Source organism: Arthrobacter sp. zg-Y820, from assembly GCF_030142155.1.
Taxonomy (GTDB): domain Bacteria; phylum Actinomycetota; class Actinomycetes; order Actinomycetales; family Micrococcaceae; genus Arthrobacter_B.
On record NZ_CP126247.1, the window covers coordinates 732,891 to 757,589 of the forward strand.

General features: G+C 65.8%; 24 protein-coding genes. 13 read left to right on the forward strand and 11 right to left on the reverse strand.

From position 1 onward, the window contains the following. The first annotated feature begins 87 nt into the window (after positions 1-87). From QNO08_RS03285 to QNO08_RS03305, 5 genes are all read left to right on the forward strand, one after another. A complete protein-coding gene (locus QNO08_RS03285; protein ID WP_229964489.1) occupies positions 88-1,491 on the forward strand; it encodes an FGGY-family carbohydrate kinase in 1,404 nt (467 codons plus the stop codon). Between the two features lie 29 nt (positions 1,492-1,520). Continuing rightward, positions 1,521-1,877: a cupin domain-containing protein gene (locus QNO08_RS03290; RefSeq protein ID WP_229964490.1), complete on the forward strand. Its 357-nt coding sequence runs from the start codon at positions 1,521-1,523 to the stop codon at positions 1,875-1,877. 160 nt (positions 1,878-2,037) lie between these two features. Then, a complete protein-coding gene (locus QNO08_RS03295; protein WP_229964491.1) occupies positions 2,038-2,574 on the forward strand; it encodes an ArsR/SmtB family transcription factor in 537 nt (178 codons plus the stop codon). 1 nt (position 2,575) lies between these two features. Further along, positions 2,576-3,670 carry a serine hydrolase domain-containing protein gene (locus QNO08_RS03300; protein WP_229964492.1) on the forward strand — a complete coding sequence of 365 codons (1,095 nt, stop codon included), beginning with the start codon at positions 2,576-2,578 and terminating at the stop codon, positions 3,668-3,670. Then, positions 3,670-4,224: a hypothetical protein gene (locus QNO08_RS03305; protein WP_229964493.1), complete on the forward strand. Its 555-nt coding sequence runs from the start codon at positions 3,670-3,672 to the stop codon at positions 4,222-4,224. The genes QNO08_RS03300 and QNO08_RS03305 overlap by 1 nt, the downstream gene beginning before the upstream one ends. Before the next feature lie 107 nt (positions 4,225-4,331). Here the strand turns inward: QNO08_RS03305 and QNO08_RS03310 are convergent, their stop codons facing one another. From QNO08_RS03310 to QNO08_RS03330, 5 genes are read right to left on the reverse strand one after another with little or no spacing between them, the layout of a single operon-like run. Next, a complete protein-coding gene (locus QNO08_RS03310; RefSeq protein ID WP_229964494.1) occupies positions 4,332-5,348 on the reverse strand; it encodes an acetylxylan esterase in 1,017 nt (338 codons plus the stop codon). Positions 5,349-5,357: 9 nt separating this feature from the next. Further along, positions 5,358-7,817, reverse strand: coding sequence for a beta-xylosidase/alpha-l-arabinosidase (locus QNO08_RS03315; RefSeq protein ID WP_229964495.1), 2,460 nt, complete (start codon positions 7,815-7,817; stop codon positions 5,358-5,360). Continuing rightward, a complete protein-coding gene (locus QNO08_RS03320; protein WP_229964496.1) occupies positions 7,817-8,635 on the reverse strand; it encodes a carbohydrate ABC transporter permease in 819 nt (272 codons plus the stop codon). Before QNO08_RS03320 ends, QNO08_RS03315 begins: the two co-directional genes overlap by 1 nt. Next, complete coding sequence (locus QNO08_RS03325) at positions 8,636-9,583, reverse strand: carbohydrate ABC transporter permease (RefSeq protein WP_229964497.1); 948 nt, start codon at positions 9,581-9,583, stop codon at positions 8,636-8,638. Between the two features lie 9 nt (positions 9,584-9,592). After that, a complete protein-coding gene (locus QNO08_RS03330; protein ID WP_229964498.1) occupies positions 9,593-10,900 on the reverse strand; it encodes an ABC transporter substrate-binding protein in 1,308 nt (435 codons plus the stop codon). 151 nt (positions 10,901-11,051) lie between these two features. Here QNO08_RS03330 and QNO08_RS03335 point away from each other — a divergent pair, with 151 nt between their 5' ends. Beyond that, a complete protein-coding gene (locus QNO08_RS03335) occupies positions 11,052-12,098 on the forward strand; it encodes a LacI family DNA-binding transcriptional regulator (RefSeq protein ID WP_229964499.1) in 1,047 nt (348 codons plus the stop codon). Between the two features lie 82 nt (positions 12,099-12,180). Here the strand turns inward: QNO08_RS03335 and QNO08_RS03340 are convergent, their stop codons facing one another. After that, positions 12,181-13,461 carry a multidrug effflux MFS transporter gene (locus tag QNO08_RS03340; protein ID WP_229964500.1) on the reverse strand — a complete coding sequence of 427 codons (1,281 nt, stop codon included), beginning with the start codon at positions 13,459-13,461 and terminating at the stop codon, positions 12,181-12,183. Positions 13,462-13,751: 290 nt separating this feature from the next. On the opposite strand from QNO08_RS03340, the gene QNO08_RS03345 reads away from it, so the two are divergent. Beyond that, on the forward strand, positions 13,752-14,660 hold the full coding sequence (locus QNO08_RS03345; protein ID WP_229964501.1) for a DUF5996 family protein: 909 nt from the start codon (positions 13,752-13,754) through the stop codon (positions 14,658-14,660). A 24-nt stretch (positions 14,661-14,684) separates the two neighbouring features. On the opposite strand, the gene QNO08_RS03350 is transcribed toward QNO08_RS03345, so the two are convergent. Both QNO08_RS03350 and QNO08_RS03355 read right to left on the reverse strand, forming a co-directional pair. After that, on the reverse strand, positions 14,685-15,050 hold the full coding sequence (locus tag QNO08_RS03350) for a hypothetical protein (protein ID WP_229964502.1): 366 nt from the start codon (positions 15,048-15,050) through the stop codon (positions 14,685-14,687). A gap of 180 nt (positions 15,051-15,230) precedes the next feature. Next, on the reverse strand, positions 15,231-16,133 hold the full coding sequence (locus tag QNO08_RS03355) for a LysR family transcriptional regulator (RefSeq protein ID WP_229964503.1): 903 nt from the start codon (positions 16,131-16,133) through the stop codon (positions 15,231-15,233). Positions 16,134-16,328: 195 nt separating this feature from the next. Between QNO08_RS03355 and QNO08_RS03360 the strand changes: the two genes are divergently transcribed. The 4 genes from QNO08_RS03360 (at position 16,329) to QNO08_RS03375 (ending at position 20,719) form a co-directional block, all read left to right on the forward strand. Continuing rightward, entirely contained in the window at positions 16,329-17,768 is a 1,440-nt protein-coding gene (locus QNO08_RS03360) for a M20 family metallopeptidase (protein ID WP_229964504.1), read from the forward strand. Between the two features lie 5 nt (positions 17,769-17,773). Further along, positions 17,774-19,063 carry an MFS transporter gene (locus tag QNO08_RS03365; protein WP_229964505.1) on the forward strand — a complete coding sequence of 430 codons (1,290 nt, stop codon included), beginning with the start codon at positions 17,774-17,776 and terminating at the stop codon, positions 19,061-19,063. Between the two features lie 223 nt (positions 19,064-19,286). Continuing rightward, positions 19,287-19,742, forward strand: a complete 456-nt coding sequence (locus QNO08_RS03370) for a DUF3817 domain-containing protein (RefSeq protein ID WP_229964506.1) — start codon at positions 19,287-19,289, stop codon at positions 19,740-19,742. A 179-nt stretch (positions 19,743-19,921) separates the two neighbouring features. Next, positions 19,922-20,719, forward strand: coding sequence for a glycerophosphodiester phosphodiesterase (locus QNO08_RS03375; protein ID WP_229964507.1), 798 nt, complete (start codon positions 19,922-19,924; stop codon positions 20,717-20,719). 47 nt (positions 20,720-20,766) lie between these two features. Here QNO08_RS03375 and QNO08_RS03380 read toward each other — a convergent pair whose 3' ends face one another. The 3 genes from QNO08_RS03380 to QNO08_RS03390 all read right to left on the reverse strand — a co-directional run bounded on the left by QNO08_RS03380 (position 20,767) and on the right by QNO08_RS03390 (position 23,309). Further along, the gene (locus tag QNO08_RS03380; protein WP_229964508.1) at positions 20,767-21,624 is read right to left on the reverse strand and encodes an SDR family oxidoreductase; all 858 of its coding nucleotides are present in this window, start codon (positions 21,622-21,624) and stop codon (positions 20,767-20,769) included. Positions 21,625-21,633: 9 nt separating this feature from the next. Then, positions 21,634-22,335, reverse strand: coding sequence for a type 1 glutamine amidotransferase domain-containing protein (locus QNO08_RS03385; RefSeq protein ID WP_229964509.1), 702 nt, complete (start codon positions 22,333-22,335; stop codon positions 21,634-21,636). A gap of 92 nt (positions 22,336-22,427) precedes the next feature. Further along, on the reverse strand, positions 22,428-23,309 hold the full coding sequence (locus QNO08_RS03390) for an aldo/keto reductase (protein ID WP_229964510.1): 882 nt from the start codon (positions 23,307-23,309) through the stop codon (positions 22,428-22,430). A gap of 189 nt (positions 23,310-23,498) precedes the next feature. On the opposite strand from QNO08_RS03390, the gene QNO08_RS03395 reads away from it, so the two are divergent. Both QNO08_RS03395 and QNO08_RS03400 read left to right on the forward strand, forming a co-directional pair. Next, entirely contained in the window at positions 23,499-23,891 is a 393-nt protein-coding gene (locus QNO08_RS03395) for a VOC family protein (RefSeq protein ID WP_229964511.1), read from the forward strand. Between the two features lie 64 nt (positions 23,892-23,955). Further along, on the forward strand, positions 23,956-24,627 hold the full coding sequence (locus QNO08_RS03400; RefSeq protein WP_229964512.1) for a FadR/GntR family transcriptional regulator: 672 nt from the start codon (positions 23,956-23,958) through the stop codon (positions 24,625-24,627). Positions 24,628-24,699 lie beyond the last annotated feature (72 nt).

Sequence of the window (24,699 nt, forward strand, 5' to 3'; positions counted from 1 at the left end):
CTCCACTGGGCCCGGCGGTTCCGGCATTATGGGCACGCTTCCCCTCTGCCGATCCGAGAATCAGAAAACCCAACGAAAGGTACTTCCATGGCCCTGGTCGCCGGAGTGGACAGCTCCACCCAGTCCTGCAAGGTGGTGATCCGGGATGCCGGCACCGGCGCACTGATCCGCTCCGGCACTGCACGGCACGAGTCCGGCACCGAAATCGATCCGGACATCTGGTGGTCGGCCCTGCAGTTGGCGCTGGCCGCGGCCGGCGGCCTGGATGATGTGGCAGCCGTGGCGGTTTCCGGGCAGCAGCACGGGATGGTCTGCCTGGACGAGGACGGCGCGGTGGTCCGCCCGGCCCTGCTCTGGAACGACACGCGCTCCGCGGCGGCCGCGGACAAGCTCGTCTCCGACGCCGGGCCCGACGGCGCCCGGTACTGGGCGGCGGAAACCGGCACCGTTCCGGTGGCCTCCATTACCGCGGCAAAACTGCGATGGCTGGCCGAGAACGAGCCGGAGAACGCCGCCCTCACCGCCGCCGTCTGCCTGCCGCACGACTGGCTGAGCTGGCGCCTCGCCGGACACGGCCCGGGCAGCGGCCTCGCCGGACTCGACGCGCTGCGCACCGACCGCTCCGATGCCTCCGGCACCGGCTACTGGTCCCCGCGCACCGGCGAATACCTGCCGGCCGTCCTGGAACAGACGCTGGGCCACGTGCCGCTGTTGCCCCGGGTCCTGGGCCCCCTCGACGCGGATCAGCGCACGGCCGGCGGCGCCGTGATCGCACCGGGCACCGGTGACAATGCCGGCGCCGCACTCGGCGTGGGCGCCGGGGTGGGCGACGTCGTCGTTTCCGTGGGGACCTCCGGCACGGTTTTCGCGGTCACTGCCGATCCCACCGCCGACGCCACCGGCTTGGTGGCCGGGTTTGCGGACGCCAGCGGCCACTTCCTGCCGCTGACTGCCACGCTGAACGCCTCCCGCATCCTGGATGCGACGGCGGCCCTGCTGTCCGTGGACCTTCCCGCGCTGACCCGCCTGGCGCTCGAGGCTGTGGAAGGTGCCGGCGGGCTGAGCCTGGTGCCGTACTTCGAGGGCGAGCGCACGCCCAACCTTCCCGACGCCACGGGATCCCTGCACGGGATAACCCTGGCGAACTACACGCCGGCCAACCTGGCCCGCGCCGCCGTCGAAGGCATCGCCTGCTCGCTGGCGGACGGGCTGGCTGCACTGGCCGACCTGGGGATCGAGGCCCGCCGCATCATCCTGGTGGGCGGCGGTGCCCGGTCCGAGGCGCTGCAGCACGCGGTGTCGGCCGTGTTCGGCATGCCGGTTACCGTGCCGGAACCGGGGGAGTACGTGGCCGACGGCGCCGCGCGGCAGGCAGCCGCGGTCCTCACCGGGGAATGGCCGCAGTGGACCGCTGCCGCCGCCTCCGTGGTGCAGGCCCCGCCGGCTCCGCAAATCTTGGAGCGCTACCGCCGGGTTGCCGGTCTGGTCTAGGAGGGCAGAAGGGGGCTAGCGTTCCGGCCATGACCTCAGACCCAGTGGAGAGCAACCCGGACCACTATCGGGTGATATTCGAGAATGAGCGGGTGCGTGTGTTGGAGTACCGGGATGCTCCCGGGCAGCGCACGTCCGCCCATCATCATCCGGACAGCGTGATGATCACGGCCAGCGCGTTCCGCCGGCGGCTCGAGTCCGAGGGCAGGCAGTTGGATGTGGAGCTGCCGGCGTTAGCCGTCCGCTGGCTGCCAGCCCAGGAGCACTCCGGCGAGAATACCGGTGGGACGGACACCCACGCGTTCTTCGTCGAACTCAAGGAACCGTCCCCCGGGGCTGCCGCGCCGGGACGGCCGGCGCTGGGGCCCGACGCCCCTGAAGCCTAGGAGCCCCCCACCTCCACTCACACCCACCCACCCCCACCCCTCTCACCGAAATGGCAGAAAGTGCTCTTCTCAGCCCTGAGACGAGCACTTTCTGCCATTTCGGTGAAGAGCGTGTTACGAAACCCTTGTAATTTGTTTGGAATTACGTAATTCTCTAGACATGGTTTCGGAACATGAGGGTCGGCAGCGGGCGCTGGAAGCCCGGCTGCAGGCCGTGGAGGCGCGGGTCGCGGCCCTGGAACGGCGGGCGCAGGTCCGGGAACCGCCGTCGGACGCGGGCGAAGAATCCGACATTTTCTGGGCGCTGAACGGCGTGCGGGAGCGCTACCCCGATCCGGGAGCCGTCCTCTTCGCCGGCACCGCCGGCACGGCAGCGGGCGCGCGCTACGAGTACCAGTACGGACTGGAAACCGCGCACCTGCTCGACGTCGACTGGACCCGGTTCGCCGATTCCCTGGCCTCGCTGGGCCATCCCGTCCGGTTGGCGATCCTGCGTGCGGTGCTCGACGGAACCGAGACCGTCTCGGGACTCGTGGAAGAGCTGGGCTCCGGCACTTCCGGGCAGATCTATCACCACGTCCACCAACTGACCGCCGCCGGTTGGCTCGCGCCGCACGCGCGGTCCCGCTATCGCATTCCGCCGGCCCGGGTAATTCCGCTGCTGGCCATTCTGACTGCTGTCACAGGAGGTAACTGACATGCCCAGATCCAAACAGCGACGCACGATCGTGGGGATCCTCGCGGCCTCAGCGGTGCTGGCCTGCGGGCTGATCGCCGCGCCCTGGGCGCCGCGGTTGTCGACCGAGGTCTCCGGGGACGCCGCCCTGGCCGCGGCAGTGCGGCCGCTGCTGAAGAATTCCGCGGACAAGGTCAGCGTGGCCTACCTCGACGGCGGCTCCGTCCGGTTTGTCGGGTTCGGCGCCGATGACCGGACCGAATTCGAGATTGGCTCGGTGTCGAAGACGTTCACCGCTGCCCTGCTGGCGGACGCCGTCGAGCGCGGCGAGGTGACGCTGGAGACCACCGTCGCCGACATCCTCGGGGAGGACCTGATCGATCCCGACGCCGAGATCGGCACGGTCACACTCGCCGAGCTGGCCAGCCACCGCTCCGGGCTGCCCCGCGTCGGAACGGATCCCGCCTCGATCTTCTCCCTCTTTGCCGGATCTCTCCTGCACCGGGATCCCTATGCCGCCTCACCCGCCGAGGTCCTGGAGCGGGCACAGGCTGAATCGGTGGGCGGCCGGGGCAGCGTGAGCTATTCCAACCTGGGATATGCCTTTCTCGGGCAACTGCTGGCGACGGCCGCGGGGACGGACTATGCCGACCTGGTGCAGCAGCGAATCGTGGAGCCGTTGGGACTGCACGACACCTACACTCCGGTCACCGCCGACAACCTGCGCCCCGGTGCTCCGACGGGCAGGGGAGCCGGCGGGCTGGGGCAGGGGGCCTGGACCGGAAACGGCACCGCTCCGGCCGGCGGAATCCGCTCCACCGCCGCGGACATGACCACCTATGTGCAGGGGCTGCTGGCCTCCACGGCTCCGGGCAGCGCGGCGCTGGACCCGGTCTGGGACACCGGCGACGACGGCGAACAGGTGGGCCTGGCATGGTTCACCCAGGTCTCGGAGGCCTCGCCGGCCCGGTCCGCGACGTGGCACAACGGTCAAACCGGCGGGTACGCCGCGATGGTGGCGATGGACCGCGACGCCGGCCGGGCAGTGATCATTCTGTCCAATGTGGCAGCCGGTCAGGAAGAAGCCGCACTGACGCTGCTGAAGGAGGGCATCTGATGGCTCTCACCCTCGTGGCGTGGATGGTCTCCGGCTTCTTGGCCTTCTCCTGCCTTTCCCTGGCCTATTCCGCCTGGAAGCAGGAGGCTTGGCTGTCCGGACGCAGCCGGATGTCCCTGCTGGTCGGATTGTTGGAAGCCGCAACCATCGCGGGCATTGTCCGCCTTGTGACGCAGTGGAGCACGGGGACGGTGGTGGTATGGGTGGTGGCCGTGGCAGCACTGGCGGCAGCCGTTGCCGGACTGATCATTCGCTGGCATGACCTGCCTGTGCGGTCCCGGTCCGCGGAGATCGCCGCTCCGAAGGCATACCCGGAAAGTACCGGGGTGCCAGTGCAGGAGGATGCAGGGGCGCCAGAGCCGAACCCGGAGGCATACCCGGAAAGTGCCGGGGTGCCAACGGAGTCCGGCCGAACCGCGACGGCGACTGTTCTCCGGTCCAAGTCGCGGAAGGCGTCGCGGAAGAAACCGAAGAAGGAACCGGGCAGGGCAACAGTGGCCGGACACGCCTGCCTTCTTGCCGCCGTCGTCGGCTTGTCCTTTGTCATCGGCTAGCTGGCCGCCCCTCCCTCGCCACCCCGCCCCTCGCCGAGATGGCAGAAAGTGCACGTCTCAGGGCTGAGAAGAGCACTTACTGCCATCTCGCGGGGAAGGGGGAGGAGTTAGCCCGCGACTGCGTCGGCCGCCGCGGTCTCGGACGGCGAAGTACGGACCGCGGCGGTCATCTCGCGCAGGAAGCGGACGGCGGCGAGGTCGTCCTCGGCACCGCCGCCCTCGTGCCCGTTGAACGGCCACGCCGTGATCTGCTTCGGCCCGGAATAGGCGTTGTACGCGGCATACACGGTGGACGGGGGAGTGACGGGATCCATGAGCCCGGCCGTGAACAGAGCCGGTATGTTGGCCTGCGCGGCAAAGTTCACGCCGTCGAAGTAGCGCAGGGTCTGCTGTGCCCGCTCGGCCTCGGTGCGGTGGACGGACAGGAAGTCGCGGATCTCCCGGTACGGATAGGCATCGGTGATCTGCAGGGCGCGCGGAAAATCGGCCAGGAACGGCACGCGCGCGACGACGGCGCGCAGGCCCGGACAGAGCGCGGCGGTGGCCAGCGCAACGGCGCCGCCCTGGCTCATGCCGGTGACCGCCACCCGGCCCGGATCCACCGCCGACAGCTCGCGCGCCGCCTGCACGGCCCGCACGGCGTCGGTGAACAGCCGGCGGTAATAGTAGGTCTGCGGATCCAGGATGCCCCGGGTCATCACGCCGGGAACCTGCGGTCCTGCGCTGCCGGCGCCGTCCGCCGTCGCTCCCTTGCTCCAGGACGCGCCCTGCCCGCGGGTGTCCATGTGCAGGTGCGCGAAACCGGACCCCGCCAGGAGCAGGTTCTCGTGCGGCTCGCCGCGCCCGCCGCCGTACCCGACGTATTCCACCACGCACGGCAGCGGCTCGGCGGCGCCGTGCGGCACGCGCAGCCAGGCGTGCACCGGCTCCCCGTTCCAGCCGGCGAAGACGACGTCGTACACGTCCACCGCTTCCAGCACGGTGGGTTCGGCGGTGACGGTCAGGTTCAGGGGATGGGACTGCGCCTCGGCGAGGGTCTCGGTCCAGAACGAGCTGAAGTCGGCCGGACAGGTCTGGGAGCTGGTGTAGGCCGCGAGCTGGTCGGCGGGCATGTCGGAATACATGCAGAAATCCTAGCCGTTGAGGCTGGCCTCACAGACTTCGATGCCGCAGTGCAGCCGCCGGCTGGAATCCACCGTCCGCTGAGCACCGGTCAGCTCCACCTCCTGTCGGAGCCGAATATCAGCGCTCGATGCCCCGAATTGCAGCTCCAGCACACCGGCTTCCACGATCCGGGCGCCGCCGCGTCCGGTGAAGGCGGCGAGGTCCGCCGGCACCGTGAAGCCAACCCGGGCAGCGGCTCCGGCCGCCAGCGGCACCCGGACGTAACCGATCAGCCGCTGCACCGGCCGGACCACCGAGGCCACCGGATCGTGCAGGTACAGCTGGACGATCTCCGCGCCGTCGCACCCGCCGGTATTGGTGACCGTGAGGCTGACTCGGGTTTCCCCATCCACCGGGAACTGCTGCGGCCCGTCCAGGACCAGGTCGCTGAACTCAAAGCTGGTGTAGCTCAGGCCGTGCCCAAAGGCGAAGGCGGGGGTGGGGTCGATGTTGGAGACCTCGCTCGCCTGTCCCAGCGGCGCGGTCAGATAGGTTGCCGGCTGCGCGCCTGGGGAGGCCGGATCGCTGACCGGCAGCCGGCCGCTGGGGTTGGTCCGCCCGCTGAGCACGCCGGCCAGCGCAGGCCCGCCCTCTTCGCCCGGGAAAAACGCCTGCACGACGGCGGCGGCGCGGCCGGGCGCGCTGCCCAGGGCATACGGACGGCCGGTCAGCAGGGCCAGGACCACCGGGGTGCCGGCCTCCAACAGCTGATCCAGCAGCTGCTGCTGCACGCCCGGAAGCACCAGGGACTCCACGTCGCAGCCCTCGCCGCTGGTGCCGCGGCCGAAGAGTCCGGCGCGGTCGCCCAGGACGGCAATGACGACGTCGGCTTCCGCGGCTGCGCCCAGCGCCGCACCGAAACCGTCGGTGTCCGAGCCGTCAATGCTGCAGCCGGGCACCACGGTCACGATGCTGCCGGGGAATTCCCGCCGCACGGACTCGGCCACCGTGGGCAGGGCGATGCCGGTGTCGATGTCCGGATGCTGGCTGCCCACATGCGCGGGGAAGGAATAGCAGCCCAGGAAAGCCATCGGGTTGTCAGCGTTGGGCCCGATCAGCGCGATCCGCTGCGGAGCCTGCAGCGGCAGGATGCCGTTGTTCGCAGTCAGGATGATGGCTTGTTCAGCCACCTCCGCCGCCAGCCGGCGGTTGGCGTCCGGATCCAGGAAGACGGTGCCGCGCAGCGCGTCGGCGGTGCCGGGGCCAGTGCCGGGAACGCTGCCCGCGCCGTCGGCCGCAACGCTGCCTGCGCCGTCGGCCGCACTGCTGCCCGCGTCGTCGGCCGCCTCCAGTGAACCCGCCAGTGCCCCCGGAACCGGAGTCCAGTCCGCGTCCAGCAGCCCGAGCTCGATTTTCTGAACCAGCACGCGGCGCAGCGCACGGTCGATGACGGCGGAATCCAGCCGCCCGGACTCCACCTCCTCGATGAGGTGGTCGCCGAACGCGTTGACGGTGGGAAGTTCCACGTCCACGCCGGCGGTGAGGGCAGCGGAGGCGGCCTCGCCCAGGGTCCCGGCGACGCGGTGCAGATCCTTGAGGAAGGCGATCCCGAAGTAGTCAGCCACCACGGTGCCGGTAAAGCCCCAGGTGTCGCGCAGCAGCTTGGTCAGCAGGTCGGCGTCCGCGGCGGACGGGATGCCGTCGGCGTCGGTGTAGGCATGCATGACGGAGCGGACCCCGGAGTCCCGCACCGCCATCTCGAAGGGAGCGAGCACGACGTCGGCGAACTCCCGCGGACCAATGGACACCGGCGCGAGGTTCCGGCCGGCGCGGGAGGCGGAATAGCCGGCAAAGTGCTTCAGGGTGGCCACGATGCCCGCGCCCTCCAGGCCCTGGATGTAGGCGGTGGCAATGGTGCCGATCAGGTACGGATCCTCGCCGATGGTTTCCTCCACCCGGCCCCACCGCGCGTCGCGCACCACGTCAAGAACCGGGGCCAGGCCCTGGTGAATGCCCACCGAACGCATGTCGGTGCCGATCGCGGCGGCCATCCGCCGGATCAGCTCGGGGTTGAAGGTGGCGCCCCAGGACAGCGGCACGGGATAGGCGGTGGCGCCCCAGGCGGCAAACCCCGCCAAGCATTCCTCATGAGCCACGGCCGGGATGCCGAACCGGTTTGCTGCAACGATGCGCTGCTGCGTGCGCATCAGCGACAGGGCGCCGACGGCGGCATCCACCGGTTTGGTGCCGAAGGGCCGGGTCAGCTGGCCCAGCCCGTGCGGCAGCAGCGCCTCCAGGTCCACGGCGGTGTTCTGGTCATGCTGGTGCGGGGCCACTTCGCCGCCCTCGCTGGAGACGCCCACCCAGACCCCGAACAACTGGGCGGCTTTTTCCCGCAGGGTCATTTCCCCGATCAGGGCTTCAACGCGCTCGGCGGCGGACAGGGAGGAATCGCGCCAGCGGGCGCGTTCAATAGTTGCATCGGTCATTATTTTCCTCCGACCCCCATGAGGCCTTGGACAAGTGCGCGGCGCGCAAAGAGGTACACGAGCAGGACGGGAATCATGGAGACGGTCACGGCGGCCAGGATCCCCGGTACGTTCACGCCGTACTGGGTTTGGAAATTGAACAGCCCGAGGGTGACCACCCGGGAGGATTCGGACTGGGTCAGGATCAGCGGCAGCAGGAATCCGTTCCAGCCCTGCAGGGCGGAGAACACCGCAATGGTGGAGAGTCCGCCCTTGGACAGGGGCAGCACCAGCCGCAGGAAGGTCCGGGTGGGGCTGGCGCCGTCCACGGACATCGCCTCGTAGAGTTCCGGGGTGATGTCGCGCATGGTGCCGGTCAGGATGAGGGTGCAGATGGGCAGGGCAAACGCCGCAGTGGGCAGGATGATGCCCAGCAGGGTGTCATACAGTCCCGCGGTGTTGATCAGATAGAACATCGGCACGATCACGGCCTGGACCGGGATGGCCAGCCCGAGCAGGAAAAAGCGGAACACCAGCGTGGTGGCGCGGCCCTGGCTGCGCACAATGGCGTAGGCCAGCGGCGGCACCACCAGCAGCACAATCGCAACCACGCCGCCGGTGACGATGAAGGTATTCAGGAAATAGCCGCCGAAGCCGCTCCGGAACACCTCCAGATAGTTCTCGAAGGTCAGGTTCGTGGGCAGCGAGAGCGGGCCGTTGGCACTGAAATCCGCGCGGCTCTGCACACTGGCGGCGATCATCACGTACAGCGGCAGCGCCACGATCACCAGCCAGAGCGCGGCGGCGGCACCGGCAATGTAGTTGGGGCGGGTACGCATTCAGAGTCCTTCCATGGTGCTGCGCATTTTGTCGTAGCCGGAGACCTTGACCATGATCAGGGAGATGGCGGTGGCCACCACCACCAGGACCAGGGCCACGGCGGCGCCGACGCCGAAGTCGAAGCGGCGGAAGGCCTGTTCGTACATGTAAAAGGCCGTGATGGTGGTTTCCGTGCCGGGTCCGCCGTTGGTCAGGATGAGCACCGTTTCGAAGGTGGTCAGCCCGCCCACCACCATCAGGATCACCGAGGTGATGATGCTGTTGCGCATCTGCGGCAGGGTGATGCTGAAAAAGGCACGGATCCGGCCGGCGCCGTCCACTTCGGCGGCCTGGTACAGCACCGGCGGCACGGATTTGGCCGCACCCTGGTAGATCAGGGTGTGGAACGGGGTGAACTGCCACATGCCCACAAAGATGATCACTCCGATGGCGCTCGCCTGGTGGCCGAACAGGTTTCCGTCACCGAACAGCCAGCGCAGCTGGGCGGGGATGCCGAAGTTCGGATCCAGCAGCGACCGCCAGAGGACGGAAATCGCGGCCGAAGACAGCAGCAGCGGCACAAAGTAGATGGCGCTGAGCACGGCCCGGTTGCGCTGTTTCCCCGCGGCCCAGACCCCCAGCAGGATGCTGACGGGGGTCTGGGTCAGGACGCCGAGCACAATGAACAGCAGGCTCAGCCACAGGCTTTGGAGCATCACCGAATCGCCGGCCAGCTCCTGCCAGTTCTCCAAACCCACGAACTTGGGTTCGCCGAGGCCGCGCCAGGAGCTGAAGGACAGCAGGACGACGGCGATCAGCGGCACCACGGCGAACAGTGCGAAGAAGAGCGTGGCGGGCAGGGTCCAGAGGAAGCCCGGACGGGTCTTGCGGTCCCGTCCACCCCGGGCCGGACGGGTCGATGCTGAGTCCTTCGGCGGAGCGGACCGGGGTGGATTGAGAGTAGTCATGAGAAGGTCCTAGAGCCCCTGCATGGCGGCGATGAAGCCGTCTTCGTCAATGCGCCCGCTGAAGAAATCGGCAACGGCGCCGTGGATGGTCGGCGTGGCCGACGGCGTGTACTCCTGGTCCCAGGAGAGCTGGAAGTTCGGTGCGTTCTGCACCACCTCGTACTGGAAACGGGCGTAGTCCGGGTTGGTGGCCTCGTCCAGGAACTGCTCGGTGTTGGTGGTGGTGGGCAGGTTGCCGATGGCCACCTGTTCCTGCACGAATTCATCCGAGTACATCAGCTTGAGGAAATCGCGCACGGTGTCCGGATAGCGGGTGTCGGCCAGCACCGAGTAGTAGTTGTTGGTGTTGCCGACCACGTTGGCCGGATCGCCCTTGCCGCCCTCGATCTCCGGGAACTCGCTGTAACCCAGGGAGTTGGCGGCGAACTCCGGTGCCGCGTCGCGGTGGGTTGAATAGGCCCAGGAGCCCATCAGCTCGAAGCCGGCCTGTCCGCTGGACAGCAGGGAGGCCGAACCGCCGTCGGTGAATTTCACTGACTGGTAGTTGCTTCCGAAGGCTCCGCTGTCCACCAGCTCCCTGAGCATGCCCAGGGCCTCGCGGCTTTCCTCGGACTCCCAGACGCTGGTGTCTCCGTTCAGGGCGGCTTCGAAGAGCTCGGGTCCGGCGACGCGGTCATAAACGTAGGAGAACCACATCTGGGTGGGCCATTCGTCAGCGCCGCCCAGGGCGATCGGGGTGACTCCCGCGGCCTTGAGCTGCTCCACGGCCGCCATCAGGTCATCCCAGGTGGCAGGGGGTTCGGTGATGCCGGCGGATGCCAGCACTTCCTCGTTGGAAAAGAGCATCACCGGCTGGGTGCCGCGCATCGGGATGCCGTAGACCTCATCCTCGACCGTTGCCGCCTCCAGCACGGTGGGAAGGAACCCTTCCCGGAGCTGCGGATCCTCCTCCATGAAATCGTTCAGCGGCATCAGCAGGCCTGCGTCCACGAAGTCGGTGATGGACCCGCCGCCCCAGTTGAAGAACACGTCCGGCGCGGAATCGGTGTCGATGACGGTCTGCAGCTTTTGCTGGTATTCGGCTCCGGGAATGGTGTCCAGGACAACCTTTACGTCGGACGTTTCATTGAACTTGTCGACCATGGCCTGCTCAACGGTGTTGCCGGCGTCGCCGTACACCAGGACATGCACCTCATTTTCGGGGCGGTCGGAGGACGCCCCGGTGTCGCCGCCCGAACAGGCTGCGAGGGAAAGGCCCAGAACCAGCGCGCTGGTGGCAGCGGCGGCTGGGCGGAACCAGCTGGTGGTGTTCTTCATTGAACTGCTCCTCGTGAACGGCTGTTCCGAAAGTTTCGTAACAGTTGCCGAAAGTTAGCGGATGCCGATAGCTTAGGTGGGGAAGTTTGTGATCTGCAACACTTTTTTGGCAGAACTTCTCCGATTCCTACCGAGCACTCAGGAGAACGGCATGTCCGCATCGACACCCTCCGCCCGCGTAACTCTGGCGGAACTGGCCTCCGAGGCCGGTGTTTCGCTCTCCACGATTTCGAAAGTTCTGAACGGCAGGAGCGACGTTTCCCGGGAAACCCGCACGAAAGTTGAGGGACTGCTGGATGAACACGGCTATCGTCGGCGCGGCTCCCGCACGCCGAAATCCCGCCTGTTGGAGCTGGTTTTTCACGAACTCGAGAGCGCTTGGGCGCTGGAGATCATCCGGGGCGTGGAAAACGTGGCCCGCGAAAACGGGCTCAGCGTGGTGCTGACGGAAAGCGGAACCCGGCATGCTCCCGGCCCCGAGTGGGTGGAGGGCGTCATTGCCCGCCAGCCCGCCGGCGTCGTACTGGTGTTTGCTGACCTGGCCCAGGATTGCCGGCGGCGGCTGGAAGCGCGCTCGATTCCCTTCGCGATCATCGACCCGGCCGGGGATCCGGCGCCGGATGTGCCGTCGGTGGGATCCGCCAACTGGGCCGGCGGGATGATGGCGACCCGGCACCTGATCGACCTGGGGCACACGCGGATCGCGGCCATTACCGGGCCGGAGGACGTGATGTGTTCACTGGCCCGGATTGACGGTTACCGGACGGCGCTGAACGCGGCAGGGCTGCCCTTTGACCGGCAGCTGATCCGCTACGGGAACTTCCATGTTGACGGCGGCCGCGGCCATGCGCTGGAACTGCTGCGCCGGCCCAACCGGCCCACGGCCATCTTCGCCGGCAGCGACATTCAGGCGCTGGGCGTGCTGGATGCGGCCCGCCAGCTCGGCATCTCCGTGCCCGGCGAGCTCTCGATCGTGGGATACGACGATCTGCAGGTGGCCCGCTGGTCCAGCCCGGCGCTGACCACGGTGCATCAGCCGCTGATCGAGATGGCCGAGGAAGCCGCGCGCATGGTGCTAATGCTCCGGGAGGGTGAGGTACCGAACAATCTCCGCCTGGATCTGGCGACGAGCCTGGTGGTGCGGCAGAGCACGGGGCCAGCACCGGAAGCCGTGCGTCCACTGGCCGCGGCGGGATAGGCCGGCGCATCGACACCGGGGCGCCGCGAAACGGCACGACGGCGACACCGGCCGCCATGGTTCAGCGGGCGGCCGCTTCCGCTCAGGCCGGCTTGGTGGCTTCCGCCTCGGCGGCCGCCCGGCCGCCCTCCAGTGCCGCCATGCCGCCGCGCCGGTAGGCGGGAGTCGCCGCGGCGAGGATCAGCGTCATCAGCGCGCAGCAGCCGATGATCACTGCTGACATTGCCAGGGCCCGGCCGCCGAAGACACCCACCAGCGGGCTGACGACGCCGGCAACTCCCACCTGCAGCGCACCGATCAGGGCCGCGGCGGAACCGGCCATGTGCCCGTAGTTGCCCAGCGCCATGACCGTGGCGTTCGCCGCGATCAGTCCGTGCATGCCCAGTACCAGCCACAGGCCAGCGGCCAGGCCGAAGACCCCGCCGAACCCGGTGGTGATGATGACCGGCAGCAGCAGGGACAGCCCCAGCAGGATGGGCACGGCGATGCGCAGGATGCTCATCGGCGACGCGCGGTGGACCAGGGCGGCATTGGCCTGGGCGGAGATGACCATGCCGGCGCCGTTGATCGCAAAGACCAGCGCGTACTGCCCGGCGGTGAGGCCGTACTCGTCCTGGAACACGAACGGTGAACCCACCACATAGCTCATGATGACTGCCATCCCGAGGCCGGGAATGAAGGCCAGGGCTAGGAAATGCCGGTCCCGCAGCAGCACCCGGTAGCCGGTGAAGGCGCTGGGCCCGCCGCTGCGCCGGCGCCGTTCGGCCGGCAGCGTTTCGGGCATGAACCGCCAGACGATCAGCACCAGGATGAGCCCGATCAGGGCCAGCGCCACAAAGACCGCCCGCCACTGCCAAATGCCGGCCACGGCCTGCCCGAGGGTGGGAGCCAGCAGCGGTGCCAGTCCGATGATCAGCATCAGCCGGGACAGCAGCCGCGCGGCGTCGGAGCCGACAAAGCGGTCCCGGATCACGGCAATTGCCACCACGCCGGCGGCGGCGTTGAAGAATCCCTGCAGGATCCGCAGCGCGATCAGCGAACCGATGCCGGGAGCGACGGCGCACAGCAGCGACACGATGACGTGCAGGCTGATGCCGATCAGCAGCGGCAGCCGCCGCCCAAACCGGTCCGAGAAGGGCCCGATGACCAGCTGCCCGACGGCGGCGCCGATCAGTGTGCCGGACATGGTGAACTGGGCCGCGGCCTGGCTGGTCTGCAGATCCGCCGCCACGGTGGGCAGCGACGGCAGGTACATGTCGGTGGTGACCGCAGGCAGCGCCGCCAGGGCACCGAGCATCAGGATGTACTTGATCCCTGGACGGTAAGAGGGTCGGGTGCCCTGTGCCCTGGCGGGGTTGCTCAAGCGGCGCTCCTTGCGGTGGTGAAAAGGAAAGAAAAGGGGGAGGGAGGCCCAAACGGGCCCTGTTCAGCCTAGGGCCGGACCGCAGGCGGGAACAAGGGCGCAGGGCAGTGGCGTGTGCCACTCCGCTCCGGGGCGGGGACGGCCTGCGGCGGTCCCCGTGACGCGTTTCTGCTGCGGATCCGGAGGTTGGAAGTTCGGTGCAGCCGGACCCGCCGACATCGTTGACCGGGCCCGAAGCACGCCACACACTGGAATTATCCTGCCGCGCCGCCTTTCGAGAGGTGAACTCCATGGACAAGAGATTCCTGAACTATCCGGAATGGCAGGACACGGCCGACACCCTGCACATGTTCCTGCAGATGGCCGGCAAGGTGAAGCTGGAGCGCAGCTACAAGCGGCCCGGATGGTCGCATGTGCGGTTGGACCTGACGATTCAGGGCATCGGCACCGGCATCATCCCGGTCGAGGACCGGAATTTCGAAATCTTCTTCAATCTCGCCCAGCATCATGTGAACGTGCAAAACAGCTTGGGGACGCGGGCCCGGATTCCTTTGGGTGACGGGCTGAGCGTTGCGGCGTTCCATCAGCAATTAATGGGAGCGCTGGACGACATCGGCACGCCGACGCCGATCAACACGACGCCGCAGGAGTTCTACGATCCCATCCCCTTCGACGAGGACTACCAGCACCACGCCTACGATCAGGAGGCGGTGGAACTCTTCCTCGCGAACCTGCACTTTGCCCACCGTTCCCTGGCCGGGTTCCTTTCCCCGATGCGCGGGAAAATCGACATGCCGGCGTTCTGGTTCGGCACCATGGACCTGGCCGGCAATGTGTTCAGCGGCCAGCCGGCGCCGTATTCGGGTTCGGACACGATCGGCAGGAACTGCTACGACGAGCGGTTCTGCGAGGTCGGATTCTGGCCCGGCGACACCAAAACCCCGGAACCGTCGTTTTATGTTCTGCCGTATCCGTTCCTGGCGAGCATCGGCAGCTACGGGACGCTGCTGATGCCGGAGCGGGCACAGTTCCTGGCCTCCGAGAACGAGTTCCTTTTCAGCTTGGAGGATGCCTTCGCGGCGCCGGATCCGCAGCAGGCGGTGCTCGACTTCTGCCGGTCCAGCTTTGGCATCCAGCAGCGGCTGGACCGGTGGAAGGACCTGGACTGGATCACCGAGCCGCTGACCTACCCCAAGTAACGGGCCGACTCGAGGCAGTCCGCCTCATTGGAATTCGGTGAAGGCAACAAGGATGAAGACGGATCCGCCCACCACGAAGGCCGCGCCGATCAAACGTACGAACCCCGGCGAGGGCGCGAAGGGACGGGAGGCGCCCGTGCCCATCGGCCGGTAGCCGCCTGCGGCCTCGGCGGTGGCCCGGGCTGAGGAATTGAGATCGACGGCAAGGCAGATGCCGACCAGCACAACGACGGCGCCCATGGCGGCAAACCATAGGGGAAAGACGCCGCCGGAGCCATCGGTCGTGACCATCTGCACGATGGATGCCGCGAACCCCACCCCGAAGACGGCAAAGGCCAGAACGTACAGCGCCTTGAGCGGCTGAGGCAGGGACTTGATGAACTTGACCACGGCTGTCCCCCAAGACTGTATGAGTGTCGGCTGCTCGCACAGCGTCCGGTATGGCCGTCACCCGCTTTTGAATGAGTGTAACCCCGAGTATCCGTCCGATGAGGAAGGTTCTCCGGACATGCGCTACCTGTTCTCCTCAGGAAAGGCTGACCGTCCGAGGCTGTCGGTGACTTCCAGGAGCTATATTTCTGTCGATTCAAGGGCGAGAACAAGAAAATCTACAAAACTTGCCAGTGCTATAGGTAGGTCTCGTCCCGCTTTCGTCTGAACCTGCAGGTTTCGTTGACCGAGTTCCTGCTCCTTGAGCGGGATGGAGATCATATCGCCATCCGCAATATTGCGCGCGACCGTGATACGTCCCAACAAGGTCACTGCATCACTTCCCCTGAGGAAACTCAGTAGGGCGTCAGGATTGTCACAAACGAAGACAGGCTCAAGGGTGTCGCTTCCGGACTCACGGACAAGATCGAATAGGCGGCGGTTCGTCGTGTTGGGCGTCAGGAGTGCAAGGGGATAGGGAACCAAATCCTGCAGAGCTACCACCGACTCGGACATCAACGGATGTCCCTGCCTGACAACAGCAACCAGTGGTGCTCGGCGCGAATACATAATGGTGACGCCGGGATCGATCGTGAGATTGAACGTAATGCCCACATCGACTGTTCCCTCGCGGACGAACCGTGTTACCAGTGCTGGCTCTGTTACGTGGAGGTTGAACCGCACCGTGGGATGGAGTTCACGGTACTGCGCAGCAACTCGAGGCAGAAAGTCGTGACCTGTCCCGTTGGATGCCGCAAGCGTTATTGTGGCTTCCGCTGTCTGCTGCTCAAAAATTTCGTCTTTCAAGTGGCTTGCCTCACGTATTACCTGTCGGGCAAATACGGAAAACAGCCTGGCCGCATCGGTTGGAGCTACTCCTGAGGGAAAACGCTCGAAAAGAGGAGATCCAATCTCTTTTTCCAATCTCCCCACTTGACGGCTAACGGCCGAGGCAGAGACGTATAACTGCCTGGCGGCCGCGTTTATGGACCTGGTTTCGTACACAGCCAGGAAGTAGCGGAGTGCAGGATCATAGAGCGCCATGGAGACACGGTATCCGTGCGTTGCCGGTCCGGCAACGCGTGTGTGTCCTAAATTCTACTGGTCCCGGACTCGTTTCCTCTTGTCTGGACCCTACTTGAGTGTCAATGTGTGGGCACAAATGGCGCAGTTATGTCCGGCAATTCTGAATCGGACTGCCTCATACAAATATCCCTTTTGTGATCCATAGGAGGAAGAATGAATCGCATAACTGCGATCGAATCTGCAACTGAATACTTCGATTCAGGGCAATTCGAGGCAGACCTGAGTCGAAAAATCGCCTACCGAACCGAAAGCCAGGACCCCACTAGTGGGCCGACAATGCATGCCTACCTTGCGGAAGAAGTAGGACCTCAGCTTGAACGAATGGGGTTCACGTCCAAAGTGATCGATAACCCGTTGTCTGAGCGTCATCCCTTCCTCTTTGCGAAGCGTCAAGAGGACGCAGCTGCACATACGGTACTCACCTACGGGCATGGCGATGTGCAGTTAGCGCATGCCGGGGACTGGGACGCGGCAAACAATCCATGGCGTATCAACGTAGACGGCGACCGCTGGTACGGGCGCGGGACAGCAGATAATAAGGGGCAGCACACTATCAACTTGGCGGCCCTCGAGCATGTGATAGAGGCGCGTGGCGGAACTTTGGGATACAACATTGCGCTACTGATGGACATGGGGGAAGAATTTGGTTCCCCGGGGCTCAATGAGGTCTGTGAACAGCTAAAAGATGACCTCTCCGCGGACGTCCTCATCGCTTCGGACGGTCCGCGCATATCGGCCGAGCAACCAACCATCTTTCTGGGTGCACGAGGAGCAGTGAACTTCACGCTCACAGTCAACCCGCGGAATGAGAGCCATCACTCCGGCAATTGGGGGGGAGTGCTGAGCAACCCGGCAACTGTGCTGTCCAATGCGCTGGCGACCCTCGTTGATAAACAGGGGCGCATTAGAGTGGAGGGCCTGATCCCGCCACCTATTCCGGATGCTGTGCGGTCAGCGCTGGCGGAGATAACCGTCGACAGTTCACCCGAGAGTCCGTCAATCGATAAGAATTGGGGCGAGCCGGGCCTGAGTCCGAGCGAGCGTCTTTTTGGATGGAATGCATTAGAGATACTGGCAATGACTTCAGGTAACCCTGAAGGCCCGGTGAACGCCATCCCGGCATCCGCACGTGCTCATTGCCAGTTACGCTTCGTCGTTGGCACCGACTGGGAGTCGACGGGTGAAATTCTGAGGAGGCACTTTGAGACTCAGGGGCTCCCAATGGTTGAGGTGCAGGTCGAGTTTGCTATGGCTGCAACCAGGCTCGATCCCGAGAACAAATGGGTCTATTGGTCATTGGCTTCGTTGGAGGAAACAACTGGAAAAACCCCAGTTCTGTTGCCGAATCTGGCCGGGTCACTACCGAATGAAGCGTTTAGTGATGTACTCCGGCTGCCCACAATTTGGATTCCACATTCTTATCCCGGTTGCCTGCAGCACGCTCCAAATGAGCACAATCTCGGGCCTCTAATGCGTGAAGCGATACAGATAATGGCAGGAATATTTTGGGACCTGGGTGAGCTGGGCCCGGACTTCATCTCGGAGGGTGAACTCAGCGTTGTCCAAACAGCACATGCCGAAGAAGGAGAATAGTTATGGTGAGTAGGACAGAAGGCAGCCCATCTGCGGCAGCTAAACCAATCAGCACCTTTCGAATTATTGGCGCCGCATGTGTCGGGAACGCGTTGGAATGGTATGACATTGCTATTTATAGTTTTTTTGCCGTATACATTTCTCGGGTGTTTTTTCCATCAGAGGACCCGGCATTTTCGCTTGTCCTCGCCTTAGGGACGTTCGCAGTTTCTTTCCTCATCCGGCCGGTGGGAGCCCTTGTCCTGGGCTCGTACGCCGATCGGGTTGGGCGCAAGCCCGCGCTAACGCTGTCCCTTGGTCTGATGGTGGTGGGTACACTGCTCATCTGCGTTATGCCGTCCTACGCATCCATCGGTGTGCTGGCTCCGATCGGCATCCTTGTCGCACGGCTCATCCAAGGATTCGCGGCAGGGGGCGAGTTTGGCAGTGCCACTGCGATGATGGTTGAGCACCTACCGGGACGCCGTGGATTCGCGGCAAGTTGGCAGTTTACGAGCCAGGCCATGGCGTCGCTGATGGCAGCAAGTATCGGGACCATCTTGACTATTTCATTGAGTGCGGAACAAATCGAATCATGGGGTTTTCGCATACCATTTTTATTTGGACTGCTTGTCGGGCCGGCGGGTCTTTATATTCGACGACACGTGCCAGAAACGCCAGAGGCGATTATTCGCTTGGAAAATGATGTTCCTAACAAGCCGATCCGAACAATACTTCGTGAGCAGAAGTTGATTGTTCTGCTCACTATTGGAGTGCTTGCGGTCACTACGTGCCTGAACTACATGATTACGTACATTCCTACATATGCCATCGCAACACTGAAACTGCCGGATTCCAGCGGATTTGTTGCAACGTTAGTGGGTGGTTGCGTTCTGCTCTTGGTCACACCATTCTCGGGTCACTTCTCCGATAAGGTGGGCCAGCTGAGGATAATGATACCGGCGGCCGGGGCTGTATTGATTCTCATTTACCCAATGTTTGCTTTCATGGTTGCCGTTCCTGCACTAAGTGTGCTTCTTATCGTGGTTTTCCTTATGGCTCTATTGAAGGCTTGTTATTTTGGGCCGATGGGTGCTGTCATGGCATCCCTATTTCCGGCGGAGACCCGAGCTACCGGAATGGCAGTTGGCTACAATATTGGGGTTACCATATTCGGCGGCTTTACCCCCTTGATTGCTACGCTGCTAATCGATAGGACAGGAAACGATATGGCGCCGAGTTTTTGGGTTATCTTCGCTGCGATTGTCAGTCTGGTGTCCATGCTCACCATCTGGAAAAAGCTGGGCCTGCGTTAGGAACCGCCGCTCACCCGCGTGTTAGCGCTTCTGGCAGGAAGTATGAGCACCGGTGCCGCCGGGAAAGCTCCGGCGGCATCGGGCGAACCAACTACGACTTGATCTTGCTCGCACAGGCAGGTTGGCGTGGGGGCCGGCGGCGCCCGCCGCGATACGATACTGACAACCCGTTGGTATCAACTCCGGCGGTATGGCAGCAGCACCTCCCAACCGAGAGAGCCCGATGACCCCCCGCACTTTGTTCCGCACCCTGGCCTTCGCCGAGGCCGTCACCTGGACCCTGCTCCTGGCCGGCATGTTCGCCAAGTACGTCCTGGGCAACGAGGCCTTCACCCCGATTGCCGGCGGCCTTCACGGCTTCGTGTTCCTGTCCTACGCCGCGAGCACCGTCTTCGTGGGCATCAACCAGAAGTGGTCGCTGGGCACCATCGGCCTGGGCCTGGCCACTGCTGTCATCCCGTATACGACCATTCCCTTCGAACGGACCATGGACCGCCGGGGACGGCTGGCCGGCGGGTGGCGGCTGGCCCCCGGCGGCGAAACCCCGGTGAGCTTCCCCGAGAAGGTCCAGGCCGTGGTGCTCCGCCGTCCGGCCGCCTCGGCGGTCGTGGTGCTGGCCGGCATCGCCGTCGTCTTCGGCGTGCTGCTCCGCCTGGGCCCGCCCGTTTCGCTGAGCTGATCCGTCCGCGAAATGGCAGAAGGTGCGCGTCCCAGCGCTGGGAAGTGCACCTTCTGCCATTTCGGGGGAGTTTGGGGGTCCCGGGGTGTTCCGCCGAGCCCGTCCCGGAGCGTCTGGGGGCCTGCCCAACTACAGTGGAACGAGGATTATTCGCAGTGGCACCGTTGGAGGGTTAGGGCATGACAATCGGAAACCGAGGCGCCCCGCTGGTGGTGGGTCACCGCGGCAACAGCGGGCTGGCGCCGGAGAACACCGCCGTGGCCTTCGCGCAGGCCCGGGCGGCGGGCGCGGCCATGGTGGAAACCGATGTGCGCCTCACCGCTGACGGCGAGCTGTTCCTCTTTCACGACGGCACCGGCCGCCGCACCACCAATGTGGCGGAGGTCTTTCCGGAGCGTGCCGATGCTCCGATCGTTTCCTTCACCGCTGCGGAACTGCGGCGGCTGGACGCCGGGTCCTGGTTCGGTGAACAGTTCACCGGGGAGCCGATCCTGTTCCTCTCCGAGCTGCCGGCCACGGTTGGCTTCGGCATGGGCATCAACCTGGAGATCAAGGCTCCGCAGGACTCACCCGGCGTGGAGACCGCCCTCGCCGCCGCGCTGACCGGACCGGACTGGGTGCGCCTGCTGGAACACCACCCGGTCACCGTCAGCTCCTTTGACCGGGCAGCTGTCCGCACCTTCGCCGCGGCCGCTCCCGGTCTGCCGGTGTGGCAGTTGGCGGGGCGGGTTCCGTCGGCACGGTTGCTGGCCCAGCTCGCCGGCCGCGGTGTGCGGGGAGTGGTGGCCGAGCACCGCTTCCTGACCCAGTCCGGCGCCGCCGCCATCCGGGCGGCGGGCCTGGGCCTGTGGGTCTACACGGTCAATACCGTTCCGGAGATGACCCGGGTCATGAACCTGGGCGTGGAGGCAATCATCACTGATTTCCCCGGCACCCTCGTGGAGCTGCTGGACGGCGCGGGTTCCGTCGCCGGCTAGCGCCCCGACTAGCGCCGCCGGCTAGGTCCGCCGCCGGCTAGGGCAGACTAGGGGTGCCGGACGCCGTCGCCGGCCAGCACCGCCCGGTACCCTTCCCGGAACGTCGGATAGGCGAACTCGAAACCGGTGCCGCGCAGCCGGGCGTTGGACAGTTTCCGGTTTCCGCCGCGGCTGGATTCAGTGCTGGAGTCCGCCGGCGCGTCCGGCAGCTCGGCGGCCAGTTCGGCCGCGAGGAACCGCAGCACCTCGGCCAGGTCCACCGGCTCGTCGTCGACGCCCACATACAGCTGCGCGGGATCCGGTACCGCAGTGGTCAGGTGCACGATGGCCGCCGCGGCGTCGTCCCGGTGGATCCGGTTGGTCGGCTGCGGCCGGTTGGGCACGACGGCGGTGCCTCCGGTGACGGCATCGATCAGCCGGGTGCGGCCCGGCCCGTAAATGCCTGACAGCCGGAGCACGACGGCGTCTGGCCGGCGCGTGTGCAGCAGTTCCTCGGCCTCGAGGATCACGGCACCGGTCACCGTCGCCGGGGCGGCCGGCGTTTCCTCGTCCACCACACCGCCGTCGGCGTCGCCGTACACCGCGGTGGAGGAGACGAACAGGATCCGCCGCGGCCGCACGCCGTCGCGCTCCAGCGCATCCAGGACGTTCGCCGTGCCGTCCACATACGCTGCACGGTAGGCCGATTCACTGCGGCTGCCGGCGGCCACGGCGATGACGACGACGCCGGTATCGGCAGGAATCCGCGGCAGCTCGCCGCGGGTCAGGTCGGCGGCCTGGCCGGTGAGCGGAGCGGGGATTTTCTCCGGGGAACGGCGCCAGCCGAGCACGGAAAAGCCGGCCGCGGCGAACCGCAGGCCGGCTTCCGTGCCCAGATCGCCGCAGCCGGCAATCAGGACGGTCACAGTGGGCTTCTACTCGGCCAGTGCGGCGAGGACGGCCTTGGCCACGTCTTCGCTGGACTGCGGGTTCTGGCCGGAAATCAGGTTCCGGTCGCGGACCACGAAGCTGGACCAGGCGGGGCCGGTTTCCACTTCGGCGCCCTTGTTGCGCAGCACTTCCTCGACGAACCAGGGGGTGTTCTCCCCGGTGCCGCCATTGAGTTCTTCCTCATCGGTGAAGACGGTCATCTTGCGGCCGGCAAAAACGAAGTCGCCGTTCTCCGTCTCGGCGCTCAGCAAGCCTGCCGGGCCGTGACAGAACGGAGCGATGATCTTTCCGTCGGTGTCGGCTGCAATCAGAATCCGGCCCAGGTCCTTGTCGGAGGCCAGGTCGGACATGGGGCCGTGCCCGCCCGGCATGATCACGGCGTCGTACTCCGCCGGATCCGCGTCAGCCAGGGTCAGCGGAGCGGAGAGCTCGGCGTCGATGAACGAGAGGTAGTTGGTGAAGGCCACGGCCTTTTCCTCGCCGCCGGCGGACGCCGGGTCCAGGCTGACCTGGTCAACGGTGGGCTTGACGCCGTTCGGGGTGGCGATGCGGACGGTGTGGCCGGCTTCACGCAGGACGCGGTGGGATTCCACGAGTTCCTCGGCCCAGTAGCCGGTGGGATGCTCGCTGCCGTCCTTCATCGTGAGTGAATCGGCTGCTGAAACGACCATGAGGATGTTAGCCATGGGAAGGTCTCCTTCGGTGGGGGAAAAGTGGGGGAAGGTGGGGAAATGGTGGTGCGTGTGCCGGGCGGGTGGTGCGCTGCCGCGGCGGGTGCCTACTTGCCGGAAGCGCTCTTGCTGGCGGCGTCGAGCTCGGCGTACGTGGCGTCGTCGAGCACCAGGTCCGCGGCGGCGAGGTTTTCCTCGAGGTGCTTGATGGAGCCGGTGCCCGGGATCGGCATGATCACGGGGGAGCGGCGCAGCAGCCAGGCCAGGGCCACCTGGGAATCGGTGGCGTTCAGGCGCTGCGCGGCTTCGGCCACGGGGCCGCCCGGCTGGGCCAGTTCGCCGGCGGAGATCGGAGCCCACGGAATGAAGCCGATGCCGTTGGCCTCGGCGTATTCCAGCACGTCCTCGGAGGAGCGGTCGGTGAGGTTGTAGCGGTTCTGCACAGTGGAGACGGTGAAGTACTTGTCGGCGGCCTTGAGCTGCTCCACCGAAACCTGGGACAGGCCCAGGGCCTTGATCTTGCCTTCCTGCTGCAGGTCGCGCATCACGGCGAACTGCTCTTCGGCCGGAACCTCGGGGTCGATGCGGTGCAGCTGGAACAGATCCAGGGAATCCACCTTGAGCTTGCGCAGGCTCAGTTCGACCTGCTGGCGCAGGTACTCCGGGCGGCCCAGGGGCACCCAGACGTCAGGTCCGGTGCGGGCAAAGCCGGCCTTGGTGGCGATGCGAACGCCGTCGGGATACGGATACAGCGCCTCGGCGATGATCTCCTCGCTGACGTTGGGGCCGTAGGAATCGGCGGTGTCGATGAAGTCAACACCCAGCTCCACGGCCCGGCGGACGACGTCGACGGCGGTGCCGCGGCTTTCGGGCTCGCCCCAGATGCCGGGGCCCACGATGCGCATGGCGCCGAAGCCAAGACGGCGGACCGTGCCCAGGTCCTTGAGATCAATGGTCAGGGGGACGGGGGTTACGCTCTGCTCTGTCATATAGGCGGCAACACGGGCTGCCGCGGGCTTATTCCTCAGCACACTGAGGTTTCGTTCCCTCCCTCCCTCCCTCCCTCCCTCCCTCCCTCCCTCCCTCCCTCCTCTCGCGGAGGTTTCCGGAGCGGTCGCGGACCGTATCTGACCGCGGCACCGTTCCCCGCCGTCGTCGGCGGTTCTACCGTGGATGCCATGGACTGGAAAATTGAGCTGGTACCCGTGCCGGTCTCCAACGTGGATGCCTCCAAGGCGTTCTACGTGGACCAAGTGGGATTCAACGCTGACTACGACGAACGCATTAGTCCGGAACTGCGGTTTGTGCAGCTGACGCCGCCGGGATCTGCGTGTTCGGTGGTGATCGGTCCGGGGACAACGGACATGGTGCCCGGAACCCAGCGGATCCAGATCGTGGTGCCCAACGCCGCCGAGGCGCGGCAGCACCTGGTGGACCACGGCATTGAGGCCAGCGACATTGCGCCGCTGGACTGGGGCACGTTCGTCTACTTCAGCGATCCGGACGGCAACCAATGGTCGCTGCAGGAGCTTCCGGAAATCGCCCCGGCGCTGCCGTCGGACTCCTCCTGACGGGGACTCTTTGCAGTGTTACGGGCAGGGAGGCAGCCCACCCGCCCCCGACTAGGATCGAGGGATGGCCCTTACGGATGACGCGATAACCAAGATCAAGGACATGATCATCGGCGGAGAGCTGTCCCCGGGGGACCGGCTGCCGCCCGAGAAGGAACTCAGCGAGCAATTGGGTCTGTCCCGCAACTCGCTGCGGGAAGCGGTCAAGGCGTTGGAAGCCGTCCGGGTATTGGACGTCCGGCGAGGCGACGGCACATACGTCACCAGCCTTGAGCCTCGGCTGCTGCAGGAATCCACCGCGTTCATGGTGGACCTGCATTCGGACACCTCGCTGGTGGAGCTCTTCGAAGTCCGGCGCATCCTGGAATCCTCGGCTGCAGGCATGGCGGCCAGACGGATCACCCAAGCGGAGCTGGCCGGATTGGAGGCGGACATCGCAGGCGTGGACGCGGGATCCGTGGATGACCTCATCGAGCATGACCTGCGGTTCCACGAGAGCATTGCCGACGCCGCGGGCAACGGCTACCTCTGCGGGCTGCTTTCAGGCCTGAACAGTCGAACGGTCCGGGCACGGATCTGGCGCGGCCTCACAGAGCAGGGCGCGGTGGAACGCACTCTGGCGGAGCACAGGAGCATCGTCGCGGCCCTGCGGTCGGGGGACGCAGAATTGGCGCGCGCCGCCACCATGCTGCACGTGAGCGGCGTGGAACAGTGGGTCAAGGAGGCGCTCGGCTGACAGACGCCAGCCGCGTAAGTCGGGCTGGTCAAACGGGAAGGTCCGGTGCGCGCACCGGACCTTCCCGTTTTT